The following is a 24,383-nucleotide window of genomic DNA, read 5'->3' on the forward strand; positions in this document are numbered from 1 at the left end:
AAAGTAGGTGTGAAATGGGGATAAGTAAAATTTACCATTTTTCCCTATTCACGCAACAACGCCCAGTAGAACACCTCAATTCATCCCTCTATTATGCAACGCCTTCATCTGTATGCACTGTTAGTTATGTATCTGCTCACCAACCGTATTGGTCGGATTAAGTAGTATAAGAAAGAAAGACCAGATGGCAATGGGAAAAATTCTCGGTCTTGTTGGTTAGTATCAGTGATTACAAACCTGACAGTAAAACTCAAAAATTGCCATACTAGATAAACACGATCTGGCATTCTACTGAGTGGACCATTTATCATCAGGTGCTGAAAAAAAAGTTGAATTATCAGTGGACTTTTAATTTCCGTGAAAAGCTGTTTCTGCATCCGTACAGCATAAATTAAAATTGTTGGATCGATTTGGATCTGTTCTTGAATAGCCTGCTTTACTTGCGCTGGCAAAGGGGCATTCAGGAGAGTATTAACTATAAGTGAACTAATAAAGAATGGTCTTTTAAGTTCCAAACTGCTTACTTGCTGCAATAATTGTTCCCAATTCAATGTCTGTTGAATGCGGAATAATTCAGCTAAATCGCAAATTTGAGCTAAAGATCCTTTACCTTCATTAACTCCTCTGGCAACTTGTACAGCGAGGATGATCAACAAATCATCAGAAGAGAAGTCGATGATAGATTCGCCTTTAAGAGTTAAAAACTTGCTTCGTTGCCACAAAGTTTCAAAATCAGGAAGTTTAAAAGGGAAGTAATGCAAGGGAGTCAGTTCCCAGTGAAGATCCACCACTACTTCTGGTTTCTGACTATGGACAAAAATTTGTTGCCAACCACTGTCACTCTCTAGTTGATATTTCTGAGTAATCAATAATTCTTGAACTTTGACTATATCCTGTTGTTTTACCAGAATATCCAAATCGCTAAACTGCCTCATCGCTAAGTTGTCATAAATAGAAATAGCTAAAACAAGTCCTTTAAAAGGAATTGCTGGAATTTTGTGAGATTGAAAGAGCTTAAGAAGGTTAAGCAATTCGTGACTCAAAAATAAGTTGCGGCTAGCATTAGTGTGATAATGATTCTGAAGCTGAGTTAAAACTGTTTTGGGAATAGCTTCTCTCCCAGTAGTCTTGAAACTCTGGTACAGGAGTGGTATCGTCCCATGACGATCTGCTATTTGCATGAGATATACCCAGTCTATGTCTTGCTGGAGCAGGGTTTGAATTCGTTCTGCTGTTTCGGCATCTATGCGAGTTCGGGTACAACAGAGAAGTAGCTCGATTTCTTGACGGCTAACCTTTGTTGAAAATTGATTAATGGACTGGTTTAATGTAATCATAAATTACTTACTTATAGTGTTGGGCTTGAGTTTCAAACAGCTGTGCATAGCTACCGCCCAACTGCACCAGATAATCATGGGTGCCGCTTTCAATAATTGAACCGTTTGCCATCACGTAGATACAGTCAGCCATTCTGACGGTTGATAAGCGATGGCTGATGAGGATAGCAGCTTGATTTTTAATGAGTTGGCGGAAATTCTGAAACACCTCTTCTTCGGCTTTCGGGTCTAAAGCGCTAGTTGGTTCATCCAACACTATTAACTGTGAATCTCGCAAAAATGCCCTTGCCAAAGCGATTTTTTGCCACTGACCGATGCTCAATTCTTCCCCTTGTTCAAAGAATTTACCCAGTATGGTATCGTAACCTTGAGGTAGCTTACTAATAACATCATCAGCACCGGAACGACGGGCAGCAGCGATAATTTTGTCATTGGTGAATGGCAGATTGATATTTGCCATCCAAATGTTTTCTTTAGCAGTCAGATGATATTTCGTATAGTCTTGAAAAATCACACTAATTTGACGACGGAGGGCAGCAATTTCAAATTGGCGTAAATCTATGCCATCAATGGTAATGTTACCAAAAGTGGGATCGTATAAGCGACACAAAAGCTTAATTAAAGTAGTTTTACCAGAGCCGTTTTCTCCTACCAACGCCACCACTTCTCCTGGGCGAATAGTCAGATTAATATCCTGAAGTGCCTGACGCTTTGTAGTTGCATATTGAAAGCTGACATGATTAAACACAACACTATTTTGCATTGGTATGGGAAGAGGTTTTGGATATAATGGTTCTACAACCTTTGGTTTCAGGTCTAGAAATTCATATAAGTTAGCGAGAAATAGATTGTCTTCATATAAACCAGACAGACCACCCAAGAGACTTTTCAGGTCGTTTTGTCCTCGTTGCAATGCCTGGTAATAGAGTACTAAATCACCAAAACGGATAGTGCCTTGTATGGTTTGATAAATAATGAAACCATAGGCAGCAAAAACTAAAGTTGTCGCCGTTGCTTGAGCACCAAGATTAGCCACAGACTGTCTTTTGGTCATGACTATGTTTTCCTGGTATAGTTGCGATCGCACGCGCAGATACCACTGACTAAAAAAAGAACCCAAATCAAACAAGCGAATTTCTTTAGCGTGTTGCTCGGTAGTCAGTATCCGACTCAAGTAGCCTGCTTGGCGTTCCTGGGCTGTCTTCTGACGCTGCCAATGATACATGATACCAGAATATTTCACCCGCACTACCAGGGCCGGAATCGCGGCAACAAATAAGATAACCCCTATTCCCCAATGCAATGACAGTAGCAACCCTAGCATCGCCACCAAGGAGATACTACTCAAACATAGCCATGCCAAACGATGTAGGATTTGCCCCGGTCGAGAAGGAGCTTCTTTTTGCGCTCGCTGCAAGACATCATAATATTCAGAGTTTTCGTAATACTCCAGGTCTACCTCAATTGATTTAGCATGGAGGATATTTTGCATATAGTCAGTGAGTCGCTGAGATTGGGCGGCATACACGAGTTCAGTCAAGGAAGAACACAGGGTAGTTACTAGGGTGATAGCAACAAAGAAGCCAAGCAAAAGTAATACTCGATTAAAGGCGGCTCCTTTATCGGCAACATTAACACTGGCGGCTATTGTATCTACGATGAGTTTGGTCAGATAAAGAGAGAGTAGAGGCAATAAACCTTGAATAACCAAAAGTGCAACCAAAGCAATAGTCAAACGAGGACTACTGTTCCAAACTAAGCGCAAGGCAGGCAGAATGCGTAAGCTTTGCTGGATTTTATATCTTAAAGTTTTGCCTGCTTTCATATTTTAAATATGCTCTTTTGTAAAAGATGCCAGTTGGCTAAAATTAGAAAGGTCTGCAACATCGCCAATTACAACCTGTCCCTGATTTTCTAACCACGCATGAGCTTTTAGCTCTCCTTCTTCACCTTTGGCAACACCAATGCAGAGATTAGATGTATAACCGTGGCGACTCATGAAAAACTGGCAAGTCAAGGCACGCGCCAGACACTTGACACCAGGCATATAATGACTGCTCACTTCAACAGCCCAGATGATTTTGTCAATAGAGATGTGGTATTTTTCTTGGCATTTAGGTTTGGTGTTACTTAGCCTTGATAGAAGTTTATGCAAGATTTTAAATGACAGCAAGCATAAACCTAATCTAACTAATGTTAATACAATAAAAGTGTTAATTAAAATTTGTTTGTTTTGAAAATTTAATTTGAAGAATTTAGATAAATAGTTCATTTTTACTTAGATATTTTATGATTTTGTTATTATTAAGCAGATAGAGGATACCGTTGTTTTAAATAATTATCATTTTTGAGCAAAGATGATGCAACTAAAAAATTAATAGCCGACTCTGCTGATAACAATTGTTCTGTAAGATGAGAGCCAATAAATCCGGCCCCGCCAGTAATAAGAAAATGCATGATCTTAAATTTGCTCAGTAGATATAGATAATCGCAACTCCTCATACCTAGCGGTTTCACCCCGCATTTCTCGATAGCGATGCAAAACTCTACGTGCTTGCTCTATTTGATGATTTTGAATATGTAAATTGGCAAGTCTGAGGTAGATATTGTAAAAGTAAGGATCGAGAAAATTAATAGGAAATTTTAGGAATTCTGGATTGCGATTGATGACTTTTTCCTTAACACGCAGGTGGCTAGTGCACATCTGCTCTTCATCTTGAGAAAGACTATTCGGCGATTGCCGATAACGCGCTAAGGGTTGATTTAAAAAATAAATCGGAAATTTTTCAATCAGACGCAGCCATAAATCGTAATCTTCACAACATCTCAAAGTTTCATCAAACAAACCCACTTTATCTAAACAGTCTCGACGCACAACAACCGTTGGGACTGGAATGTAGTTGCATCTAAAGAGAGTCCATAATACCTGAAGATTCGGGGTAGGAAATGCTGTATTGTACGAACCCGGAAACAAACCCCGCTTATCAGAAAAAAAGAGTAAATCTGAATAGATCAAACCAATGCGTGGATTGGCTTCCAAGACGGAAATCTGTTTTTCTAACTTCTGAGGTTCCCAGAGATCATCATCATCTAAAAAGGCGACATACTTCCCTCTAGCAGAGCGAATTCCAGCATTACGAGCCGCAGACAATCCTTGATTAGCTTGATGAATAGTGGTAATGCGGCGATCGCTAAATTCAGCCAGGACTTGCGGAGTATTGTCCTGAGAACCATCGTTGATGACAATAATTTCGTAGTCTTTGTAGGTTTGTGCCAAAACGCTGTTAATTGCCTGACTGACAAGGTGGCCACGCTGGTAAGTAGGAATAATAACACTGACGGTTGGCTTAAAAACTGGCATATTTAAAAATTTGCTTAGTAAATATAGGCAGATATTCAAATTACTGGTGTTGCTAAACCAAAGTATGAATCAGGTGTAAGTTTTCTAAAATAACATCATAAATTTGCTGCAAACTCCCCAAATTATCAGGAAGTAATAACTCACGGACAGGAACAGTCTTTGCCAATTGACCTAATTCTTGAAACTCCTGTCTACACTGTTGAGAAGTGAGCAAAGCACGCCCATAGGAATTGAACATTAGATGCTTCATTGCTTCAGGTAGAGAAAGAGAGTTAATTATAGGTGCTGTCAGGTTTGAGTCACGTTTTCCTAATATATAGACAGCAATTAATGGCAAAGCTTGGGATTGAAACTGCCACTGTTCTCTATCTTTTATTTGCAAATCTATAAAGCGTTTATCTAGACTAGTTGATACTAGTGATAACTCTTCTATTGAGCCGTGAATGGCATTTACAGAATTAGGCCACAGGCGTAGACGAGGATAAGCAGATTGTACCCAAAACCTTTTTTCATCAGGAATAAGTGCGGCAATATCATCTGCCAATACGGAGAATCCACGGCTAGCTAACGCTGCTGCTGTGGTTGATTTACCTGCGCCTGATTGTCCCAAAATGGCGATCGCGCTACCATCAACTGCAACCACACTGGCATGAAGACAAGTCACTCCCCGCAGCCGTAACAGATGACCAAGTACACAACCCAGCAGCAAAGATACCGCATCCGTAAATAGTGCATCTCTAGACCAAAAACCCCAAACTTGACTGCCGTCAGGATTCAAGATGAATTCCAAGCAATCAACCCCATCAAAAGAGCGTATTCTCCAGTAAGTACCGTCATCCCGATGCGCTGTCCACAGGTGGAAGCCTGTTTGTTGATACCACTCAAGCGGCACATTCCAAAAAGCTTGGTCGAGTAATGGCAGTTGACTCTGCTGTTTACCAACTAAGTGAATAGCAACATCTATCGGTGCAGAACTGTTAACAGTAACTAACCCTGGGAGCAGTCTATTAATAGACAGGTTGAGTCCATAAAACTGATAGCAATAATTATCGTTTTTAATCGACATTTGCAACAACCTGACGGGGTAGAAAATACGATTTCTAACCACTGGCTACAGTGGCTACGAGGACATCCAATTCAACTGTTGGTTGATGTTACTGTTGTTATAGCGGTTATCGATTGAATGAAATACTAAATTCCTTACTGTGCAAGCATTTCAGGAAAGTGTTTTGTATCTCACTCAACTGCACACCGCTATAAAACTCGTTCACTTGATCTGAAAAAGTGGGAATTTACACGCGGAAACTTGATTGACTATCTTTGTATTTTTTGATGCTCCTTAAAAAGGAAGACCAGTGATTGGGACGGGCCTGGTTGTAGTGCCGAAACCACCGCTACCACCCACTTGTTGTGTCAAACCAGATATTTTACCGTGAGCTTTTAATTCAGGTTCAGAATAGTTTTTTTTCGCGTTTTCAGATTGAGCCATTTGAGAAACCCTTATTTTTTTTGTTTTACTTATTTGGAGTTATCAGACTATAAAATAATACCATCACCAAATTAAATTTACATGAAGATTGTTAAATTTATTAGTACTCTGTAGCGTAAATTAGCTACGGTGCAAATGACAAGATTAACTTGACTACTCATGCCCTGTGGAAGATGAAATAACCTTGCAGCTTGCGAAAGGGTTCTTCTTCTAAAAATTGATAGATCAGTGATAGGGTTTTATTAGGATTTTGGGTTAAGTAAGTAGGCGAGAATAAATGAAACTAGGTTAAGTAATGTAAAAAATATTGAGATTAGTTTGTAGTGAGAGCTTCAGCCCTCATTTGAGGACTTTAGTCCTCACTACAAAGCTTTAATTATTTACGCCGACTTACTTAGTCAGTTATAGTCCACCAAAAGTCAAGACGCATGAAAGTTGCTTTTATTAGCTACGAATATCCACCCGATACAGCATATGGAGGTATTGCTACATATGTATATCAGGCAGCTAGGGTTCTACAACAAAGAGGTCATCAAGTTGAGGTATTTGCATGTAGTAGGTATCGTACTAGAACCGAAACTGAAAACGAGATACTAGTTCATCGAATTAATGAAACTGATCCAACAAACTTTGTAAAGCGAATTGGTCAACTTTTTGCCGAAAGGCACTCATTAGTCAAGTTTGATGTGGTCGAAGGCACTGATTATAATGCTGATGCACGAGAAGCTGTTCACCTTGTTCCAGAAATCCCACTTGTAGTTAAGTTACATACGCCAGCTTTCTTGGCCGCAAAGATAAATAAAGAAAAGCCCTCATTGTTAGATGAAGTCCGTAAATATATCGATATGGGAGTCTTACGTAGTAAAGGTATTAACCGCAACTGGAAATATAATTTTAAAGAGGATATTGAATATATCCATGCTCTAAAAGCAGATGAAATTGTCGCCCCTTCTCAAGCAATAGCTGATGAGTTGATCAAGGCTTGGAAATTAAATCGTAACAAGATATCTCTTGTACCTTACCCATATGTTCCATCAAGGGAGCTTTTAGAGATTCCTGTTGAGAATCAGACTAATGTAGTAACTTTTATTGGCAGACTTGAAAACCGAAAAGGTATTCTTGATCTTGCTCAAGCAATACCGATTGTATTGAAGCAGCACCCGGAAGTAAGCTTTCGATTTATTGGCAGAAAACGTCCTTCACCTAACCCTAATTTAGATATGCAACAGTATATTGAAAGTATGTTGCAACCTTATATAAATTCACTTGAGTTCATAGGTTTCGTACCACTTGACAAAATTCCATCTTATTTAGGAACCACTGATCTGTGCGTATTTCCTAGTTTATGGGAAAACTTTCCGTTCGTTTGTCTTGAGGCTATGGCTGCTGCTCGTGGAATAGTTGGAAGTAGTTCTGGAGGTATGGTTGAGCAACTCAATCATGGTAAATGTGGAAGACTCGTTCCCCCTCATAACCCTAATCAGATTGCTAAAGCAGTGGTTGAATTACTACGCAACCCATCTTTGCGAATGGAGTTAGGTCAAGCTGCACGCAAACGAGTACTGAACGAGTACAACATAGAACGGATTGGTCTACTACAAGAAAATAGCTACGCTCGCGCAATTAAGAAAAGAGAAACTATGGGATCTCGTTTTTATAACTGAACAATAGAGTAATTTTAATAAGCTAAAAAACATATAAATTACATAATCGGATTAAATCAAACTCTTGTGGGGTGGGCATCTTGCCCGCCCTATTTATGCAACTTAAATGTGTGACAGCTTACAAATTTACTTCATTTACGGAGCGCCTAATTCATGACTGGAAGTTACGAGTGTGCGGCTTGCAGAAATCAAATTTAGTGATGGAAAATTTAGGCAGAGATTACCTTAGTAGCAGATGCCAAATCTTCATATATCTGGAACAGCCGCTTTTGTAAAATCGCCTCATCATACTGCTCGACAATAACTTGCCGTGCTTGTGCAAGATGTGCTTCTCGCTCTTGGGGAGGTTGATTGACAACTTTAATCATTGCCTCTGCTAGAGCATCTGGGTTTTTAGGTTCTACCAAAGTACAAAATTCTTCAATAAAAGTACCTCGATAAGCTGATAAATCACAGGTAATCACTGGGCGTTCACAGGCAACTGCTTCAATGAGTGTCGAAGGAAAGGCATCGTTGGTAGGATAATTGATAATTACATCTGCTAAGTTGTAGCCTGTAGGCATGAAATTATAAGGTAGGGCTGGCATCCAGCGCAGATTTTCTAATAAGCCGAGTTCTTCTGCTTTTTTGCGGATGCTTTCGTAAATAGCCACTGCTTCCTCCCCACCGCCACGCCCTAGCTTTGAAAAGACGAGTACCGTCGGTTTTGTGAATTGGGGATAAGCCTGTGCATAGGCTGCAAATATCTGCTCGTGGTTGTACAGTTTAGACCAACCACGGGGCGAAAGCAGAATTGTGGGTGCTTCGGTAATCTTCAATACTTCCCGCCGCCACTTTGGCAAATCCTTGGTGACTCCAGTGCGAAAATGTTGGGGGTTTGTCCCTAAAGGAATTAATTCTACTCGTTGATTAGGGTTTAGCAGTGCTTTGGATTTCTCAATCAAACTAGGTGTCTCTACAATCAGCACACCAGTGTTCTTGAACACTTGGCTAACCCTATCCTTATGCTTGCTTAGTTCCCTTTCTGGTTGTAGCAAATGATTTAAAAAGCCCCAAGCAGAGACGACAAGAGGGCTTAGATTTGCCAGGACACAACACTGGGCGTGCCAACCAATGGCGTGGACATGGATAATATCAGGCTGGAATTCGTCTGCAAGTTTACGTAATGGCTCCGCCATTTCCTCGGCCATCTGATCTTCGTATGGGTAGGTGTTGGTAAACTCCTCTAGATACTTTCGCCAAACAGTGGGGAAATAGCGGTAATTTTTAGGAGCTTCAGTTTCATAGGGGTCTACATCTCCTAGTAGCCAAACTTCATAACCTGCTTTGACTGCCCAATCTAAGGGTCTTGTCAAGGCAACGCCCCCAGCACCAATCATCAGTACACGCATGATTTGATTATTTGCTTCAAGTTAAGAATCAGTAATTTCCACTAGTCCAGCCTTAACTAATTTATCAATAAACTTGAGCAAGTCTTGTTTTAACTTTTCTGGCTCGACCTCATACTCTTTTAGCAAGGTGTCGTAAGCTGTCTGGATAGAATCTGACTCAGTTAGCACAAAGAATATTTTTGTACCAACTTCGTTTTGACTAAAATATTCTTCAGTTTGCAGATTCAGTAAAACTGATTCCCCTGCTAAGTCTTGAGTCAGAACATTTGCAGATAAGGACACTTTTTGATTTAAGGCTATTTGTAGTGTCATTTTTTACAGAATATATCGAGTCTGGTTAATTAGTGTTCATTAAGCTGTTACTTCGGACTACCAATTGCCTTACAATTGCGTCAAGCTTACGTGAGGTTGAATCGTCGCAAGTTAAAAGGTTAGTATTCACAACTAATAAATACATACTTTAGGTAGTGTATAACAATACCTTCGCTAAAAATAGAGGTGGTCTAGATTAGGCATCAACCAAAACCTGTAACTAATGGGTTCTATAAACATAGTGCCTCTCTTGGATGCTAGCAAGTCTGCAACCTATGATGTTGCACGTGGTGATTGCTCGTTTGATTGTTCAAACCAAATCTTTGTTAACTCTCCCTATCAACCAATTTCCCACATTAGGAAAATGCTACATTAACTTAAGAAACACTAGGCATTGCAGAACGAATTGCATTAATGAAATTTTGGGCATAATTCTGCGTTGAAAAATCGAGGGCGCGTTGCCTGGCAGCTACTCCTGCACTCTGGGCAAATTCTTGCTCATCAAGATAGCGAAGAACTGCGATCGCTAATTGATCCGCATCGCCGTAAGGTGTTAATAGTCCATTCATGCCATCGGTAATAATCTCTGTCGGGCCGCCTGCACTGCCAGCAATTACAGGTTTACCCAGCGCCATCGCCTCAATAATCACAATCCCAAACGGCTCTTTATCCGATGCATGAACGAATACATCCATCGCCTGCACCCACTCTGGGATATTACGCTGTAGCCCAGCCATAATTACTTGGTCATTCAAGCCCAAAGCGGCGATTTCTGCTTTTAAAAAGTCTTCATAATCCGGTTCTAAATCATGCTTACCGCCAACCACCACACAATGGGCATCGGGATACTTCTGTAAAATTTTGGGCATCGCTTGCACCAATACGTGCATTCCCTTCCATCGTTGCAATCGCCCAACAATTCCAATCAACGGCCCGTGTAAAGGTAAGCCCAGTTTCCGCCGTGCTTCTTCTGGAGTTGGTAAAGCATCAGGCTCAAATCGATCTAATGCGACACCAGGATAAACCAACGGTGTTGGTCTGTGGGGCCAAATCTCTGCCTGTGCCTGCTTACCATCTTGCGAGAGGGTAATAATTGCCCGCGCTGGGATTAAAGTAGCGAGTCGTACCAACCAAGTTTTATCACTAGGTACTTCTAGTTGATACCAAACAGCAGGCAGCCCTGCCAGCATTGCTGCCAAACCTCCAGATATATGCGTGATCCACATCCAATTGACAATTATATCTGCACGTTCGCGGCGAGCGATCGCAGCTATCCGCAAAACAGCGCCAATAAAACGGTGGATTTGGCGCAAACGTCCACTTTCCACAACTCGCGTATCAATACCGAGGGACTTTACTTGCTCTACCATCGGGCCGTCTTCTAAAAATATCACCAGCCACTCAACACCAGCATTACGTCCCTGCTGTACCAAATCCCAGAGCATCATTTCACCGCCGCCTCTTTGCTCGGCTAGTGGCATTACAATAATTACTTTCATAATCTATAACAATCCTATTTAAGTTGTAAGATTTATCAGATCCTCGACTTCTCTAAAAAGTCAGGGATCTTAGAAGAAATTTGAGGATTGCTATAGTACTTATGTCCTGCCATAGCCATAGCTAAAAATCCCCAAAGAATCATCCCTGCCACGCTCAACATGCCGCTACCGATAACTAACTGTGCAGCGGAACTGATCCCAATTGCACGGGCAGCACTGATAAAACTATCGAAACGACCTTCACCATAGCTGCTAACGCTAACAATTAATAAGATTAATCCACCCATATAAAAGATGGCTCCAAACCAACCAAGGGTGAAAAACATATCTAAAATGCCACTGTCAATTACCACTACTTCAATTTGACCAGTTTTTTCGTTGACTTTCCAGATATTTCCTAACCCGTTACCTAGACCATTAGAAAGGGCTAAACTAAGGTTTTTGTCGTAACTTCCCGATCTATCTTTAAAACTGCCATCTTCTTGAATATTGGACAAAGTTTCCAAACGAGCTGCTACAACCCCAGAAATTGGCTCGATAGTTGTCAATGGCACAACACAAATTGCCATCACCACAATTATGGTGATTAAGCGCATTTGAATCCGGGCCTTGACTGAACCCATAATCATAATTACTCCAAACAACCAGCCTCCCCAATTAGTACGTGCTTGTGTCAACAGGAAGGATAAGTAACCAACAGCGGAAGCAGGAAAAATTAAATTTCCCGAACTGGTAAATAACAACAACAACCCAGCTTGCATGACGGAACCAAAGGGGCCGACTGAGTGCAATGTACTCCAGACGCGCATCCCAAAAGGCACAGGGTTTCCAGAACTCATGAATAGTTTTGATTCTATGAGCCAGTACCTATCCCACTCAGGAGCTACCACAAATTGATATACGCCATAAGCTCCTAAAAGCAACACACACCAGAGGAATGTTCGCTGAATGTTCTGGCGATAGCTGGGATAATCTCGCCAGTTACTAAATAAGTGAAAAGCGAAGATGATCGGACTGAGCCAATCTAGCAGACCGCGGGCTACAGGGATTGGTGCATTATAAATCAGACCGATTAGAAAGCCATAGAAGACTCCAATAAAAGCCAAAACAAACGGCAAGCCCCCTTGGCGAGAAGCACGGGGAAAGTGTCGTAAGAATGTTGCTATGGTTATAAACACCACTAAGTAGGGCGCTATAAGCATTTGACGGGTAGGATCCCAGCCCACCCGATAGTCAACTAAGCGGGTAGCTAAGGGTGTGAGAAACCAAATCCACCAGGTAAAGCTGATGTAGAGGATGGGATGCCGTAAGTATAAAAATACGGCTACTACTAAAGCTGTCACCGGGTAAATTAGGCGTAATGCGGCAGTAGCACCAGCAAAATAGCAAACTACAGTCAGTAATATAAAGCCTGCGATCGCCATCCAACCCTGTAGCGATCGCTCTTCGGGAGAATAGTTTTCTTGTAAAAAACTATTGAAAAGTATCTGCTTAGAATTCATTCAATTTTAGATGTACATATAAAAAATAAGTTCAACTCGTTCCCAGGCTCTAGCCTGGGAATGAAGTCATTCGAGGCTCTGCCTCATTCTGAATTCTGAATTCTGTATTTTGAATTGTTTATATCCCTGCCAACGCCCACGCCAGGATGCTAATAACTTTTTCCCCGCCAATTGCCCTTGGCTGGGCAAAAATCTCAGCCATTGTACTAAGCCCAAACTATCGCATGTACCCACAAATACTGCCCAGAACAAAAATACAATCCGGCGTAGAGGTGACAAATGCTCTAGTAAAACTAAAGTTTCATTATGGACTAAGTTAATAAAGGCAATTTCATTAAAGTTATTTCGTTGATCTTCATCAAAACGTTGTGCCGGATAGTGATCTACAGCAACGTTAGGATCGTAAATTATCTTCCAACCAGCCCGCTTTAATGCCAGAGTGAATGCCATTTCAAAGTGTACCTGCGCTCCTGTACCACGCATCCGCTCATCAAAGCGCAATTGCCCGATTGCTTGGGTACGAAAACTCATGTTCACACCCTTGAGAATATCGACTTCACGGGGTTCTCCCACTCCCAGGTGATGGTTGCCAATCACTCGCCCAAACCACTGCAATCGACCGACTAATAGGCGGGATTCATCTTCTAATTTGCTGCCGTGGTGTACCCAATCACGCCCACCCAGACCGCCAATGCAACTATCAAAGCTAAAGTGAGCGGCAATGCGCTCTAACCAATCTGCGTGAGGTGCGGCATCATCATCAGTAACGGAAACGATATCGCCCTCCACTGCTGCTAATCCGGCGTTGAGGGCTGCTACTACGCCCGGTTGTGTCACTTTCACAGTATGTAGTGGCAAATTGTCCGCTTTGAATTGGGCCAGAAATTCCCAAGTTTCTGCATCCGTATCACGGACAACCACTATCACCTGATCGACGGGTTTAGTTTGCTCCTGTAGCGCCAAAAGGCAGCGTGATAGGTCTTGTGGACGACGATAAGTCGGTATGAGAACGGTGTTCCGCATTCTTGCTTAACTCCTCGAATAGATCCACATAAGTTTGTGCCATAGTAATCCAGCTATGTTGTTCTGCCACAGAGCGAGCTGCTTGACCCATTTGCTGCATCAACGGGCGATCGCTCACTAAAGACATCAGCGCTACAGCCAAAGCATCGATATCATCTGAGTCGGGTAAGACGATGCCACATTCTGATGTCACCAACTCTGCACCTCCGGTAGCTGCGGCAGTAATTACTGGTAGTCCTGAAGAAAGTGCTTCTAACAATACGAGGCTACAAGCTTCATATCGGGAAGGAAAAATAAATAAATCTACTGACCGCATAATTTCGGGGATATCACGGCGAAATCCAACAAAATGCACGCGATCGCTTAACCCCAAGGAAGCTGCTAGTTGTGGGAAAGGACTACCTTCGATATGACCTACCACCGCCAGATGTAAATCGGGAACTTTCACCAAGGCGTGCAGTATCGTATCTAAGTTCTTTCTAGGTGTGCGGATGTCTCCGGCGAACAGTGCTAAGGTGACGTTCTCCGGTAAACCTAATTTTTGGCGATTGCTTTGGCCAGGGGTAAACTCTTCTAAGTCAACGCCATTAACAATTACGCGAATCCGAGAACGCGGTACACCAATGTTGACTAATTCCTGGGCTACCTTTTCGGATACAGCTACAACAACCTGCGCTTTTTGGAAAGCCTGTTTTTCCCAACGGGCATTAAAAGCCGTAAACAGCCATTGGTATAAACCATATAAATCGCGGCGGTTGCGGGAAATATGAACTGGCGATCGCAACCATGAACTGTGGACAAAATGTACAGCATTCACATCAGCCGCAGCCATATTAATTGCTCCATTGACTTTAACTAAATCAATGTCAGAGCGATGTTTACGTAACCAATCGGCACTTTTTTGGGCAAATATGAAATTACGAACAAATTCTGTGGGATAGCCTTTGACTGGAATTGAGATCCAATGAACTTGACTATTTTCTTCTAGTTCTGGTGCAACTTCACTAACTAATAATGTTAATTGATGACCACGACGAATTGCTTCTTGAGCAACTTCATAATTTACCCGACCCTGACCATCACCTTTTTTGATTTTATGAGTAACAATACAAAGTTTCATCCACTCTTTTCCTTAGTAATATCAACTCACGTAAAGATGCAAAATAAAGTTAAAATATTCTGATTTTTACTCTTACCATATCCTCTGCATCTCTGTAGTTTGTAAAAATAATAATTTCTAAGACTCAGACATGATTGCTCTATTATTTCTATATTTTCATTAACTTATTTGCTAAAAATCGCGGCGTAAAACTGAGACCAAGTGCTGCCAGAGTTCGCACATCAAATTTTTGTTTATTCAGCACCTGCCAAAAATAATGACGTGCTGCTGCTATTTGTTCACTTCGTAGCAAACCAATTCCCAAAGTGGTATTAGCTTCTAACCATTTCTGTTGAAAATGAGTTCTAAATTCCTGTAGACGAGGGTCTTCTAGAAAGACTTGATAACAAAACATTTCGCTTTTAGCTTTACGAATTTTTGCTTGCACATCTCGACTACCACTGAGCATAGTATCAGTTTGTTCATGGGCGCGATATCGTGTCAATCTTTCTGGATAATAGTAAGCGCCACGACCAGATATACAGAACAGATAGGTTAAATATAAATCCCACATACCGCCAACTTCTGAGGGAATACTATACCAATCCACCGAATTATTGCGAATTACGCAAGATGCAGCAGTAGGTATACTTTTATCTACCAACCCAATTTTATAGAAAGGTTGATGAATTCCTTTTGCTAGTTTATCTCGCTTATAACCCCGTGTATTTTCTTCAGTTCCAATCTCATTGATTATACCGTTAGCATCTATGATATATTGATCGCAAAAAGCGATAATTAAATCAGAATTTAATTCTAACGGTGGTACAAGCTTTGCTAAAAAGTCTTCATTCCAAATATCATCGTCATGTAGACTAGCAACATATTTACCTCGCGCCAAATTGAAGCCATACTGCTGATTAGCTAACATGCCAACATTTTGCTGATGCTGCCAAAATTTGATGCGTGAATCACCAAAAGATGCGACAATTGCTTGGGGGTTTTCTGAACTACAATTATCAGAAATAATAATTTCAATATTTCGGTAAGTTTGTTTTATAGCACTTGCGATCGCTTGCTTGAGATACTCTGGTCGATTATAGGTGGGGATAATAATACTAACTAAAGGTTGTTGGGATTCTTGATGCAATGACATATTTTTTACCTTTATATTTACTTCAAAGATGCGCCATTTGCTATTTTGACCAAATTCAGCTTATTTAGCTTGAGATAGGCTATATATTTTTTTCGCTCTAGAAGGAAATTCTGCTATTGTTTTTGCATAAATTGTTTGCAGGTTTTTTACATGAGCATTCATTGTAAATTCCTTCATCAACAAAGCATGACCTTGTTCGCCCATATATCGGCTTTTTTGATGATCTAGATACAACTCATTAATGGCATCAGCCAGTTTTTTGATATTATTACCTGGAACAAGAATACCCGTTTCTCCATCTCGTAAATGTTCTGGAATTCCTCCGACTGCACTACCAATTACAGGTCGATAACGAGAGTATGCTTCCAGAGTCACAAGACCCGCAGGTTCAGGCCAAACGCTAGGAAAGATGACTGCAAAACACTGTTGATAAAGTTGATTTAATTTGTTGCGATCGCACCAACCATGCCAAGTGATCCGGTTACTCAATTTGAGGGTGTTTGCTAACTTTTCTAAGAGGGGTCGTTCCCAGCCTTCACCTGCGATATCAAGTTGAATTTGCGGGTCTGTATGTATTAAAGTTTTGAGTAACCATTCCAAACCTTTATCAGAAACAATGCGACCAACAAACAAAATTCTATGATTTTGGTGAACTTCTAAACTTAGGGGTGCAGTTGCTGTTTGCGGTACTGAAATTCCACAGTGTAGCGTTACAGTTTGCTCAGGGGGTACACCATTTTGAATCAATTCTTGCCGCACATATTCGCTATTAGCAACAAAAGTAATTTTTACCTTTTTTAAAACATCTAAAAACTGATGAGTAGTTTGCAGTTCTTGAAGAGTTCTTAACGGTCTACGGCTACCACATTTATCTACTAATTTACCCCAGGTACATCCTAAGTAAGAAAAGTTGCGATCGCAGATTGTCCGCTGCCCTGCTAAATACTTTGTGCCGCTAGGACAGTAGAATGAATGATTATGAACACTGAAAACTGCGGGACATTCGCCTGTAAGCTGCAATAGTAAATCTGGGCTGTGGATGTGCAGCAGTTTGAATTGGCTTTGATCGACATTTTTAAGTGATTTTATCACGCGATCGCTAACTTCTGCTGGTCGATGTTCAAATAGAGAAGCTAAATAAGTTTCAACACCCCCGCCTTCACCTACCTCAAAATTGGAGCATTGATAAATCAGATTTGGATCAATTAATTTTTGGTACATTTTTTCTGTTATTGATTAATATATTGCACTAAGTTTAATAGTTACTAAAAAATTATCTTCTGAGATAATCAACCTTTAGAGTACTGTTTTTTTGTTGATATTATTTCATCAAATTACTGATACAGATAAATAGTTATGGGCATACGGCTGTAGAATATACAGCCGATTTATAGGTTGAAAGTATTTTGAAAATTGGATATTGGTCTAATCTGATTGCCTTACTTCATACTGCATTTGATGATAGTTCCAAAGCTTGCCTTTGAGTTCCAGAAGTTCTTGATACTTACCTTGTTCTACTATCCGTCCCTGTTCTAAAACTACTACTTTATCTGCCTTAGAAATAGTAGAAAGACGGTGAGCGATCGCAATTACTGTTTTCCCAACAGATAGCTTTTCTAATGAATCTTGAATTAAACGCTCAGATAGCGAATCTAAGGCGCTAGTTGCTTCATCCAAAATCAAAATTTCTGGGTTCCGCAGTAAAGCACGCGCAATAGCAATTCGCTGTCTTTGTCCTCCAGATAACCTAACACCCCGATCTCCCAATTGGGTATCAAAACCTTCGGGCATTTCTAAAATAAATTCTAGTGCATTTGCTAGTTTAGCTGCTTCTTCAATTTCATCATTAGTCGCCTCTGGAGTACCGTAAGAAATATTCTCCCAAACATTAGTATTGAAAATAAAAGTATCTTGACTGACAACAGCTATTTTGCGACGTAGGGAGTTAATTTCAAACTGCCGGATATCAACCTCATCAATGTAAAGATATCCATCTGTAGCATTATAAAACCGTGGAATTAAATCAGCAAGGGTTGTTTTACCAGCACCAGATGCTCCAACTAATGCTGTCATTTTCCCTTTTTCAATGGTCAGGGTAATATTATGCAGCACTAAATTTTCTTCATCATAGCCAAAATCTACAGATACTAAATCTATTGACCTTTTTAATCCCTTAAACTCAAGTTTGCCATTTTGAAAGTAATATTTTTCATCACTGGTCAAGAGATTTTTAATATTATCTGCCGAGCCATGTAGAGTACTAAGATATGCTCTCGTGCCGTTAATATCTTGAACGAAGGGGATGAAGCGAAACAGCACAAAGAAAAAGGTTAGCAAAGAAGCAACTTGTAGTGTTCCATTGGTAACAAGGCTAGTGAACGCCAAAATAATCATTCCGACCAATACTGTAGTCGCTACCCCTTCGGCAATTGGCTTAACAAGTGTCCAGGTGAATACAACTTTGGTTGTAGTACTTATTACTTTATCACTAGCCTTATAGTAACGCTGACGCTCAAATTCTTGAGTACCACAGGAGTGAACAGTGCGAATGCCATTAATAAATTCTATGGCTGTTGATGTAAAATTGGCATTAGCAGTGGTCATGCCAAAGCTTGATTCTCTGACTCTAGCATTCAGATTCGACAACCCCACACCTAAAAGTGTAAATAGTAATGCTGATATCAGCGTTAGTTGCCATGATATCAAAAACATTGATATTAAGTAGACAAAGGTTGTTAGTCCTCTTGTTACTAAAAATGCCCCGCCACTAAAACCTTGTCTAATCCTTTCAATTTCTGTGGTAATTGTGTTAATTAGTTCACCAGAACGAGTTTTAGCAAAGTAACTTAGCGATAAAGATTGTAACTGTTCAAAAATTTGCTTACGTAAGCGGTCGGCAAGATGTAGTTGAGATAATTCAGTATAGACTTGAGAAAAATAATTGAAAGTGGCACGTAACCAAGTACTCAATAAAATTAGTAAAGATACACGGTAGAGGCGATTAATTGCTGATGTCTTAGCTCCCAAAATCCAAATATCAAACCAGTCTATTCCTGTTTGCACAGGTTGAGCGTTGGGGCTGGTTAAACTTTGCAAAAAGGAAAGTAAGAAACCAATACTTACACCTTCAAAGGTTGCCGCCAAAACCGAGAATATCAGAGCTAAAATTGCAATTTTGCGAAAGTGTTTAAATTCTTGCAATATCAAATAGTTATCTTGCCAAAAGCTGGTAGCTTTGAGCAGACTACGAAATTTTTGAGGAAATTGGGAATGCATGGATTTTATAATAATAGTTTGGCAAGGTAGATAGACCGCTATAGATGTAAGCAATTTTTGGATTAGCCTCAGTGCGGTAGATGATTTCATCAATTACCGCACAGATAAATTACAGGGTTTGGCTATCCAGATGTAACAGGTGAGACTGTGCCTCTACTTCCCATGAAGCCGTAATTTCTGGTAGTTTATTTAGCTGTACTGCATCTTCTAAAGTCCAACAATGAGATCCTGTCAAACTCATGTCACCTTGCAGCACGTTAAATAACTGTGGCAGATTGTGGAGATTGTATTTACCCATCCAACGCCCTAGCGGTGTGATATTGTGCGTGCAAAAGCTCATCGCTTGAAAGAGTTTACCCCGTTCTCCAACACGCCATTCATGGCAAAAAAGTGACCCTGGTGAGTAAACCTGGATTAATACAATCAATCCCAACATGACTGGACTTACTAATAGCAGCAACACGAAAGCAGCAATCCAATCAATTACTCGCTGCAATTGTCTGAAGGGTTCGTTAGGCAGTTTTTTTCCAGCGGGTATGCTGAGGAATATTGGCTTTTGAGCTTCTTCACATGCATCTGCCCAAAACCTGAGTAAAGCTTCACCCAATTTTGGATCTATGCTTACCAAATTTACAGGAGAATGTTGTAAGCATTCTACTAGCGATCGCTTACTATCTAATGCAGGTAGATATGGTTGTTTAACTCGTCCAGGTGCCTTCACCAACAGCTTACCCCGCCGCCATTGGAGTGTGCAGTACCCACGATTACCTTGGTGTTCCTGGGTTACATCATATAAATTCTCTAGAGTTGGAATTATTGAAGTTGTCATAATGTCTTTGGGTTTATACAGGAGTGAATTACTGAGGCGTTATCAAAGGCTATTAATGCCAAAGACCCAAATCCGAATCTTGTTGTAAGTCCAAAAAGTTGGAGATAATTGAGGGCAAAATATGTTATTGCTATTTGCCACTCAGCCAAGCACATATCGTGCAGAATTCTGCTGGTGTAGAGATGTAGAAATTAGAGAGATACTAATTAGATAGGTAGCAATCACCGCTACTATTAACATTCATGGGTAAATTATGATTTTCCGGGAACTACTGACAGTAGAGAAGTGTAGAGGGAAATTACCCATGAATCTATATCTACTGGCGTGGCAAGGCTAAATTGTTGCAAAAAAATTTGTAGGTTGGGTTGAGGAACGAAACCCAACACTCCTATTAATGTTGGGTTTCGCGTTGCTCAACCCAACCTACATCTAATGCATCATTTTAGCTGTGCCAGGCCACTACGTTTAATTACGTTGAGGTGTTCATTGTGTCGAGAGATTTAAAAAAACCAGTCCACTCTTGTCTTCTAGCCTTTATGAAGGTGCTTTAATCTCTAGAATATAAGACTATGTAGAAATAGCGATCGCTCAAATAAATTCTTTATTTACTCTTTAAAGAGCCAGTGATTTCTCTGAAAACCAATAAAGATAGCATAAATATACTGATTTTATCCTGATCGCAACAAAATGAAATTTTGATTACAAATGCGAAACGCCAAATCCCCGGCAACTTTTACGAAGCCGGGGATCTAGCATCTAGCGGTACTAGCTACTTTTCTACAGCTTGACGTAGAGCTAACTGCTGTTGTTTGATATAAGGTACGTAATTACTACTAGAGTTTGATACCCCATTAGCTACAACCCCAATCAGATTTAACTTACTCAGCATGGCTGTCGCTTGATTAAGTTGACTTCGCGTCACAATACCAATGCTTGCCACCATGACCACGCTACGACAAGATGAGGCAGTGAGCATGGCATCGACTAAACCAAGAACTGGGGGAGCATCTATCAGTACCAAATCATAGTTTTCCTCAAATGCTGCCATTAATTGCATCATCCGGGGGGAACTCAACAGATTAGCTGGGTCAGCAGGTTTGGGGCCAGCGGTCAAAATATCGATGTAGGCGGAGCCTGAGTATTGAAGACTAATTTGGTTGGGTAGAGTTGTATCACTCGCCAATAAAGTTGAAAGCCCCTGCTCATTGGGAAGATTTAGTTGGTGGTGCAAACTGGGATCGCGTAAGTTGGCATCAATCAGCAGTACCCTTTTGTGTAAACGGGCAGCACTCATTGCCAAACCCAACGCCAAAGCTGATTTACCCTCATCGGCTAAAGCTGAGGTAATCATCAAAGATTTTAAATTAGTAACAGTATTTAAAAGTTCAATGTTTTTGTAAATCAGATCCAGCGATTCCCAACGCGGTGGAGATTGCAATACCTGAATTGTCCAGGGGGCGAGAACTTCTGGCTTGCCAAAAGGCAACTTGATCATTGATTCTTTGGGTTTGGCTGGCGGTAACTTGGGAGTTGTTCCCAACAACGGCATGGCCATTTGCTTCTCTAATTCAGCAGTAGTGTGAACTGCATCATCAGCCGATTCTCGAATAAAGGCAGCAATGCCTCCTAACATTAACCCAACTACAGCACCTAACAGCAAGTTCTGTTGGAGATTGGGGCCTAATTGTGCGCCTTTTTGAGGATCTTCTACCACTTCCCAATTAAATCCACCCTTGGAAAGTTCTTGCCGCAATTGCTGCTCTGCTCTTAAAAGCTGTTCTAACCTTTCACGGCTAAATTGCAACTGCGGTAGCATCCGGTTGTAATAAGCCAACAGAGGCGGGAAGCGTTTGATTTCAAAACGCAGCTCGTTTTCTTTTTGAGCCAAACTTTGATCGCGAGCAGTTAAAGCAACTATATTGGTCTGCGTTTCTACTAGCTGACCCGCAAGGCTGAGATCAATTTCACCGAGCTGTCCTCGTTCAAGAAGAGAGTCTCCAGAAGTGAATGCACCAGCAGACTTTCCGCCTAAAGTTCTTCCTACCTCTTGTTGCAATAACTCCTTCTGGCCCTGAAGCTGTTCTTTGAGCTTTTGCACACTCGGAGTTTGATCTGTAAACCGTAAACGTTCCTGTGCTAGTGCTAGTTCGGTTTTTTGGATTTCGTTGAGTAAGCTTTGGTAGCGAGTAGACTGACTCAAGCGAGAAGCAACTAGAGCATTTTGGGGAGAACGGTTAAGTTGTTCTTCCAAAGATTTTTGACGTGCCAAAGCCTCGCCATACTGAGCACGAGTTGTCTGTCTTTCTTGGGCAAGATTGTTCAAAGCTGTCTCAATTGCTTTGGCCTGTGACTCTGGATCAATTAAGTTCTGGTTTCTACGAAACCTTTGTAAATTTGTCTCAGCAGCGTTTACTTCTTCACTGGCTTTACTTAATTGTTCCCTGATAATTTGTAGACCTTTCTGCAAACGCGAACTCTGTTGCTGTTTGTTATATTCCACATAAACTTGTCGAATTGCACCCAGAACTTTTTGGGTCTTTTCTGGATCTCCAGCGGTGTATTCAACTTGAAATATTTTAGTAGCGACATTATCTTCTTTGCTCCTGATTTGAGTTAAGACCAAAGAAGCTTTAATTTCACCTGAACTTATATCTGGATAATCAGACTGAAGTTTATCAACTGCTTTTTGGATAAGTCCCGAACTCTGCATCAAGTTAAGCTGGGTCGCAGTATCGATGACCACATTAGAGTCAGTAAACTGATTGTCTAACCCAGCACCTTCTGTCTTACCTTGATAGTTAGGTTCTACTAGCAGTTGCATAGAACTTTTATAAGTAGGCTTTGTCTTTACAGTTACTATGCTTGCAATAGCAATAGAACTAACTAATACTGCTAAAAACCAAGGAAATCTCCGCACAAATACGGCAAACATTTGTCCGTAACTTGGTTCACTTTCAGAAGCTGCACTTATTTGAGGATTTAGACTAGTTTGAACCACTTTTATATCCTTGTCTTCAAGACTTACGCTAAGAGATTCTCCGAAGAATACCTATTTTTTTACGAACCGCCAAGGACGAGAGCAAAAATAAATAGGTAATCTTATCATGGAAAGAGATTCAGAAATCAAATGAATATTTGATGCACGCCACAAGCTTGGTTAATAATTTGCTCAACTTTCCCAAAGAAGGCATTTTCTGAAAAATTTGCTACTGCATGATTACGGATGCGATCGTAATCCCAAGAAATGCCATTGGCTTCTAGTAATGCAACTTGTAAAGATTCGGGTGTTTGTCTTTTGAAAAAGACTCCTGTCTCACCTGGTATTTGAGTATCTAATACTCCACCTGCACCATAGGCGATGACTGGTGTGCCGCTGGCGTTAGCCTCTACCGGAACTAATCCGTAGTCTTCTAGGGCTGCGACAATAATAGACTTGGCTTTGGAAAACAAGTCTTTGCGGGTTCTATCACTTACGTGTCCCAAGAACACAATATTTTGTAATGCTTTAGATTTTAACCGTGCTAGTTCTGGCCCGTCGCCTGATATTAATAACCGCCACCCTAACCAATTAAAAGCTTCGACTATTATATCAAGTCGCTTATAACTGATCATCCGAGCGGAGGCCAGATAATATTCATCTTTTATATCTGAAAAAACAAATTTACTAGTATCAATTGGATAGTTCACCATCATTGCCTTTTTGCCATAAATATTTTCAATCCGGCGGGCAACAACACTAGAATTAGCAATATAAAGGTCAGGTTCCTGTGCATATTTCAGGTCTACCTTTCTCATTACTTGAAATATTTGTTCGATTAAAGGAGCAAAATATCTATAGTCTCCGTACTCTCTTAAATAAGTTGCTGTATCCCATAAGAAACGAGTGACATTATGGCAAAAACAAATGTGGCGGGCATTGGGATTTTTTCGCACTGCTTTGGCGAAGCTGGTGCTACTGCTAATAATTAAATCGTAGTCTTGTAGATCCAAGGCACGAAAGGCAGGAAAATATAGAGGAGCCATCGACCTGAAATATTTTGCCGCACCAGGAATCTTTTGTAAGAAAGTTGTGTTGACTATGCGATCGCCTAGATCAATAGTTTTTTGTGGATCGTACAAAGATGTGAAAATATCTGCTTCGGGATAGCGCTTACAAAGCAGTTCAAACACACGCTCTGCCCCACCTCGCTGGGTTAAATAATCATGGACTAGAGCAATTTTCATGAATTTGACCTAAAGTTTCGATCAGGTTTGTTTAAACGCTCCCCAGCAAGTTACTATCCTGTCCGCTTAGTTACTCATTAAACCTCAAGAACCCCACCCCGCCAAAGCTACGCTTTGTCTCCCCTCCCCGCCTGCGGGGCTACGGTGTACACACAAGTCTGAAATAGCTGATTAACCAAGGTTTTACCCCACCCTAACCCTCCCCTTGGAAAGGGGAGGGA

20 protein-coding genes are annotated in these 24,383 nt (G+C 40.8%); 1 reads left to right on the forward strand and 19 read right to left on the reverse strand.

Going from position 1 to position 24,383, the window contains the following annotated elements:
* Positions 1-104 precede the first annotated feature (104 nt).
* From RM347_RS08510 to RM347_RS08540, 7 genes are all read right to left on the reverse strand, one after another.
* Positions 105-1,337, reverse strand: a complete 1,233-nt coding sequence (locus tag RM347_RS08510; RefSeq protein ID WP_322719949.1) for a nucleotidyltransferase domain-containing protein — start codon at positions 1,335-1,337, stop codon at positions 105-107.
* Between the two features lie 7 nt (positions 1,338-1,344).
* Positions 1,345-3,162: an ABC transporter ATP-binding protein gene (locus RM347_RS08515; protein WP_322719948.1), complete on the reverse strand. Its 1,818-nt coding sequence runs from the start codon at positions 3,160-3,162 to the stop codon at positions 1,345-1,347.
* 3 nt (positions 3,163-3,165) lie between these two features.
* The gene (locus RM347_RS08520) at positions 3,166-3,609 is read right to left on the reverse strand and encodes a lasso peptide biosynthesis B2 protein (RefSeq protein ID WP_322719947.1); all 444 of its coding nucleotides are present in this window, start codon (positions 3,607-3,609) and stop codon (positions 3,166-3,168) included.
* Between the two features lie 32 nt (positions 3,610-3,641).
* Positions 3,642-3,794: a GDP-mannose 4,6-dehydratase gene (locus RM347_RS08525; RefSeq protein ID WP_322719946.1), complete on the reverse strand. Its 153-nt coding sequence runs from the start codon at positions 3,792-3,794 to the stop codon at positions 3,642-3,644.
* Between the two features lie 4 nt (positions 3,795-3,798).
* Positions 3,799-4,698 (reverse strand): glycosyltransferase, encoded by a 900-nt coding sequence (locus RM347_RS08530; protein WP_322719945.1) that lies wholly within the window; start codon positions 4,696-4,698, stop codon positions 3,799-3,801.
* 52 nt (positions 4,699-4,750) lie between these two features.
* Positions 4,751-5,764 carry a serine/threonine protein kinase gene (locus RM347_RS08535; protein ID WP_322719944.1) on the reverse strand — a complete coding sequence of 338 codons (1,014 nt, stop codon included), beginning with the start codon at positions 5,762-5,764 and terminating at the stop codon, positions 4,751-4,753.
* A gap of 273 nt (positions 5,765-6,037) precedes the next feature.
* On the reverse strand, positions 6,038-6,187 hold the full coding sequence (locus tag RM347_RS08540; RefSeq protein ID WP_322719943.1) for a hypothetical protein: 150 nt from the start codon (positions 6,185-6,187) through the stop codon (positions 6,038-6,040).
* Between the two features lie 428 nt (positions 6,188-6,615).
* On the opposite strand from RM347_RS08540, the gene RM347_RS08545 reads away from it, so the two are divergent.
* Positions 6,616-7,851: a glycosyltransferase family 4 protein gene (locus tag RM347_RS08545; RefSeq protein WP_322719942.1), complete on the forward strand. Its 1,236-nt coding sequence runs from the start codon at positions 6,616-6,618 to the stop codon at positions 7,849-7,851.
* Positions 7,852-8,060: 209 nt separating this feature from the next.
* Here the strand turns inward: RM347_RS08545 and RM347_RS08550 are convergent, their stop codons facing one another.
* The 12 genes from RM347_RS08550 to RM347_RS08605 form a co-directional block, all read right to left on the reverse strand.
* Positions 8,061-9,242 carry a glycosyltransferase family 4 protein gene (locus RM347_RS08550; RefSeq protein ID WP_322719941.1) on the reverse strand — a complete coding sequence of 394 codons (1,182 nt, stop codon included), beginning with the start codon at positions 9,240-9,242 and terminating at the stop codon, positions 8,061-8,063.
* A gap of 21 nt (positions 9,243-9,263) precedes the next feature.
* Complete coding sequence (locus RM347_RS08555; RefSeq protein WP_322719940.1) at positions 9,264-9,554, reverse strand: PqqD family protein; 291 nt, start codon at positions 9,552-9,554, stop codon at positions 9,264-9,266.
* A 377-nt stretch (positions 9,555-9,931) separates the two neighbouring features.
* Complete coding sequence (locus RM347_RS08560; RefSeq protein ID WP_322719939.1) at positions 9,932-11,053, reverse strand: glycosyltransferase family 4 protein; 1,122 nt, start codon at positions 11,051-11,053, stop codon at positions 9,932-9,934.
* Positions 11,054-11,088: 35 nt separating this feature from the next.
* Positions 11,089-12,555: an O-antigen ligase domain-containing protein gene (locus RM347_RS08565; protein ID WP_322719938.1), complete on the reverse strand. Its 1,467-nt coding sequence runs from the start codon at positions 12,553-12,555 to the stop codon at positions 11,089-11,091.
* Positions 12,556-12,621: 66 nt separating this feature from the next.
* On the reverse strand, positions 12,622-13,578 hold the full coding sequence (locus tag RM347_RS08570; protein WP_322719937.1) for a glycosyltransferase family 2 protein: 957 nt from the start codon (positions 13,576-13,578) through the stop codon (positions 12,622-12,624).
* Positions 13,496-14,698 (reverse strand): glycosyltransferase family 4 protein, encoded by a 1,203-nt coding sequence (locus RM347_RS08575; RefSeq protein ID WP_322719936.1) that lies wholly within the window; start codon positions 14,696-14,698, stop codon positions 13,496-13,498. The genes RM347_RS08570 and RM347_RS08575 overlap by 83 nt, the downstream gene beginning before the upstream one ends.
* Before the next feature lie 148 nt (positions 14,699-14,846).
* Positions 14,847-15,833 carry a glycosyltransferase family 2 protein gene (locus tag RM347_RS08580; protein WP_322719935.1) on the reverse strand — a complete coding sequence of 329 codons (987 nt, stop codon included), beginning with the start codon at positions 15,831-15,833 and terminating at the stop codon, positions 14,847-14,849.
* A gap of 60 nt (positions 15,834-15,893) precedes the next feature.
* Entirely contained in the window at positions 15,894-17,054 is a 1,161-nt protein-coding gene (locus RM347_RS08585; protein WP_322719934.1) for a glycosyltransferase family 4 protein, read from the reverse strand.
* Positions 17,055-17,258: 204 nt separating this feature from the next.
* Positions 17,259-19,109 (reverse strand): heterocyst formation ABC transporter subunit HepA, encoded by a 1,851-nt coding sequence (gene hepA / locus RM347_RS08590; protein ID WP_322719933.1) that lies wholly within the window; start codon positions 19,107-19,109, stop codon positions 17,259-17,261.
* 109 nt (positions 19,110-19,218) lie between these two features.
* On the reverse strand, positions 19,219-19,938 hold the full coding sequence (hepC, locus tag RM347_RS08595) for a heterocyst development glycosyltransferase HepC (protein WP_322719932.1): 720 nt from the start codon (positions 19,936-19,938) through the stop codon (positions 19,219-19,221).
* A gap of 769 nt (positions 19,939-20,707) precedes the next feature.
* A complete protein-coding gene (locus tag RM347_RS08600; protein ID WP_322719931.1) occupies positions 20,708-22,936 on the reverse strand; it encodes a GumC family protein in 2,229 nt (742 codons plus the stop codon).
* Between the two features lie 125 nt (positions 22,937-23,061).
* Entirely contained in the window at positions 23,062-24,162 is a 1,101-nt protein-coding gene (locus RM347_RS08605; protein ID WP_322719930.1) for a glycosyltransferase, read from the reverse strand.
* Positions 24,163-24,383: the final 221 nt, after the last annotated feature.

Origin of the sequence: Nostoc sp. ChiQUE02 (assembly GCF_034531305.2) — a bacterium.
In the GTDB taxonomy this organism is placed as follows: Bacteria; Cyanobacteriota; Cyanobacteriia; order Cyanobacteriales; family Nostocaceae; genus Nostoc.

Excerpts from the sequence above, each read along its gene's own strand:
- RM347_RS08605 (WP_322719930.1), bottom strand. The coding sequence starts at position 24,162 with ATGAAAATTGCTCTAGTCCATGATTATTTAACCCAGCGAGGTGGGGCA.
- RM347_RS08575 (WP_322719936.1), bottom strand. The coding sequence starts at position 14,698 with ATGAAACTTTGTATTGTTACTCATAAAATCAAAAAAGGTGATGGTCAG.
- RM347_RS08555 (WP_322719940.1), bottom strand. The coding sequence starts at position 9,554 with ATGACACTACAAATAGCCTTAAATCAAAAAGTGTCCTTATCTGCAAAT.
- RM347_RS08580 (WP_322719935.1), bottom strand. The coding sequence starts at position 15,833 with ATGTCATTGCATCAAGAATCCCAACAACCTTTAGTTAGTATTATTATC.
- RM347_RS08515 (WP_322719948.1), bottom strand. The coding sequence starts at position 3,162 with ATGAAAGCAGGCAAAACTTTAAGATATAAAATCCAGCAAAGCTTACGC.
- RM347_RS08565 (WP_322719938.1), bottom strand. The coding sequence starts at position 12,555 with ATGAATTCTAAGCAGATACTTTTCAATAGTTTTTTACAAGAAAACTAT.
- RM347_RS08525 (WP_322719946.1), bottom strand. The coding sequence starts at position 3,794 with ATGCATTTTCTTATTACTGGCGGGGCCGGATTTATTGGCTCTCATCTT.
- RM347_RS08520 (WP_322719947.1), bottom strand. The coding sequence starts at position 3,609 with ATGAACTATTTATCTAAATTCTTCAAATTAAATTTTCAAAACAAACAA.
- RM347_RS08510 (WP_322719949.1), bottom strand. The coding sequence starts at position 1,337 with ATGATTACATTAAACCAGTCCATTAATCAATTTTCAACAAAGGTTAGC.
- hepA (WP_322719933.1), bottom strand. The coding sequence starts at position 19,109 with ATGCATTCCCAATTTCCTCAAAAATTTCGTAGTCTGCTCAAAGCTACC.
- RM347_RS08550 (WP_322719941.1), bottom strand. The coding sequence starts at position 9,242 with ATGCGTGTACTGATGATTGGTGCTGGGGGCGTTGCCTTGACAAGACCC.
- RM347_RS08540 (WP_322719943.1), bottom strand. The coding sequence starts at position 6,187 with ATGGCTCAATCTGAAAACGCGAAAAAAAACTATTCTGAACCTGAATTA.
- RM347_RS08570 (WP_322719937.1), bottom strand. The coding sequence starts at position 13,578 with ATGCGGAACACCGTTCTCATACCGACTTATCGTCGTCCACAAGACCTA.
- RM347_RS08535 (WP_322719944.1), bottom strand. The coding sequence starts at position 5,764 with ATGTCGATTAAAAACGATAATTATTGCTATCAGTTTTATGGACTCAAC.
- RM347_RS08585 (WP_322719934.1), bottom strand. The coding sequence starts at position 17,054 with ATGTACCAAAAATTAATTGATCCAAATCTGATTTATCAATGCTCCAAT.
- RM347_RS08560 (WP_322719939.1), bottom strand. The coding sequence starts at position 11,053 with ATGAAAGTAATTATTGTAATGCCACTAGCCGAGCAAAGAGGCGGCGGT.
- hepC (WP_322719932.1), bottom strand. The coding sequence starts at position 19,938 with ATGACAACTTCAATAATTCCAACTCTAGAGAATTTATATGATGTAACC.
- RM347_RS08545 (WP_322719942.1), top strand. The coding sequence starts at position 6,616 with ATGAAAGTTGCTTTTATTAGCTACGAATATCCACCCGATACAGCATAT.
- RM347_RS08530 (WP_322719945.1), bottom strand. The coding sequence starts at position 4,698 with ATGCCAGTTTTTAAGCCAACCGTCAGTGTTATTATTCCTACTTACCAG.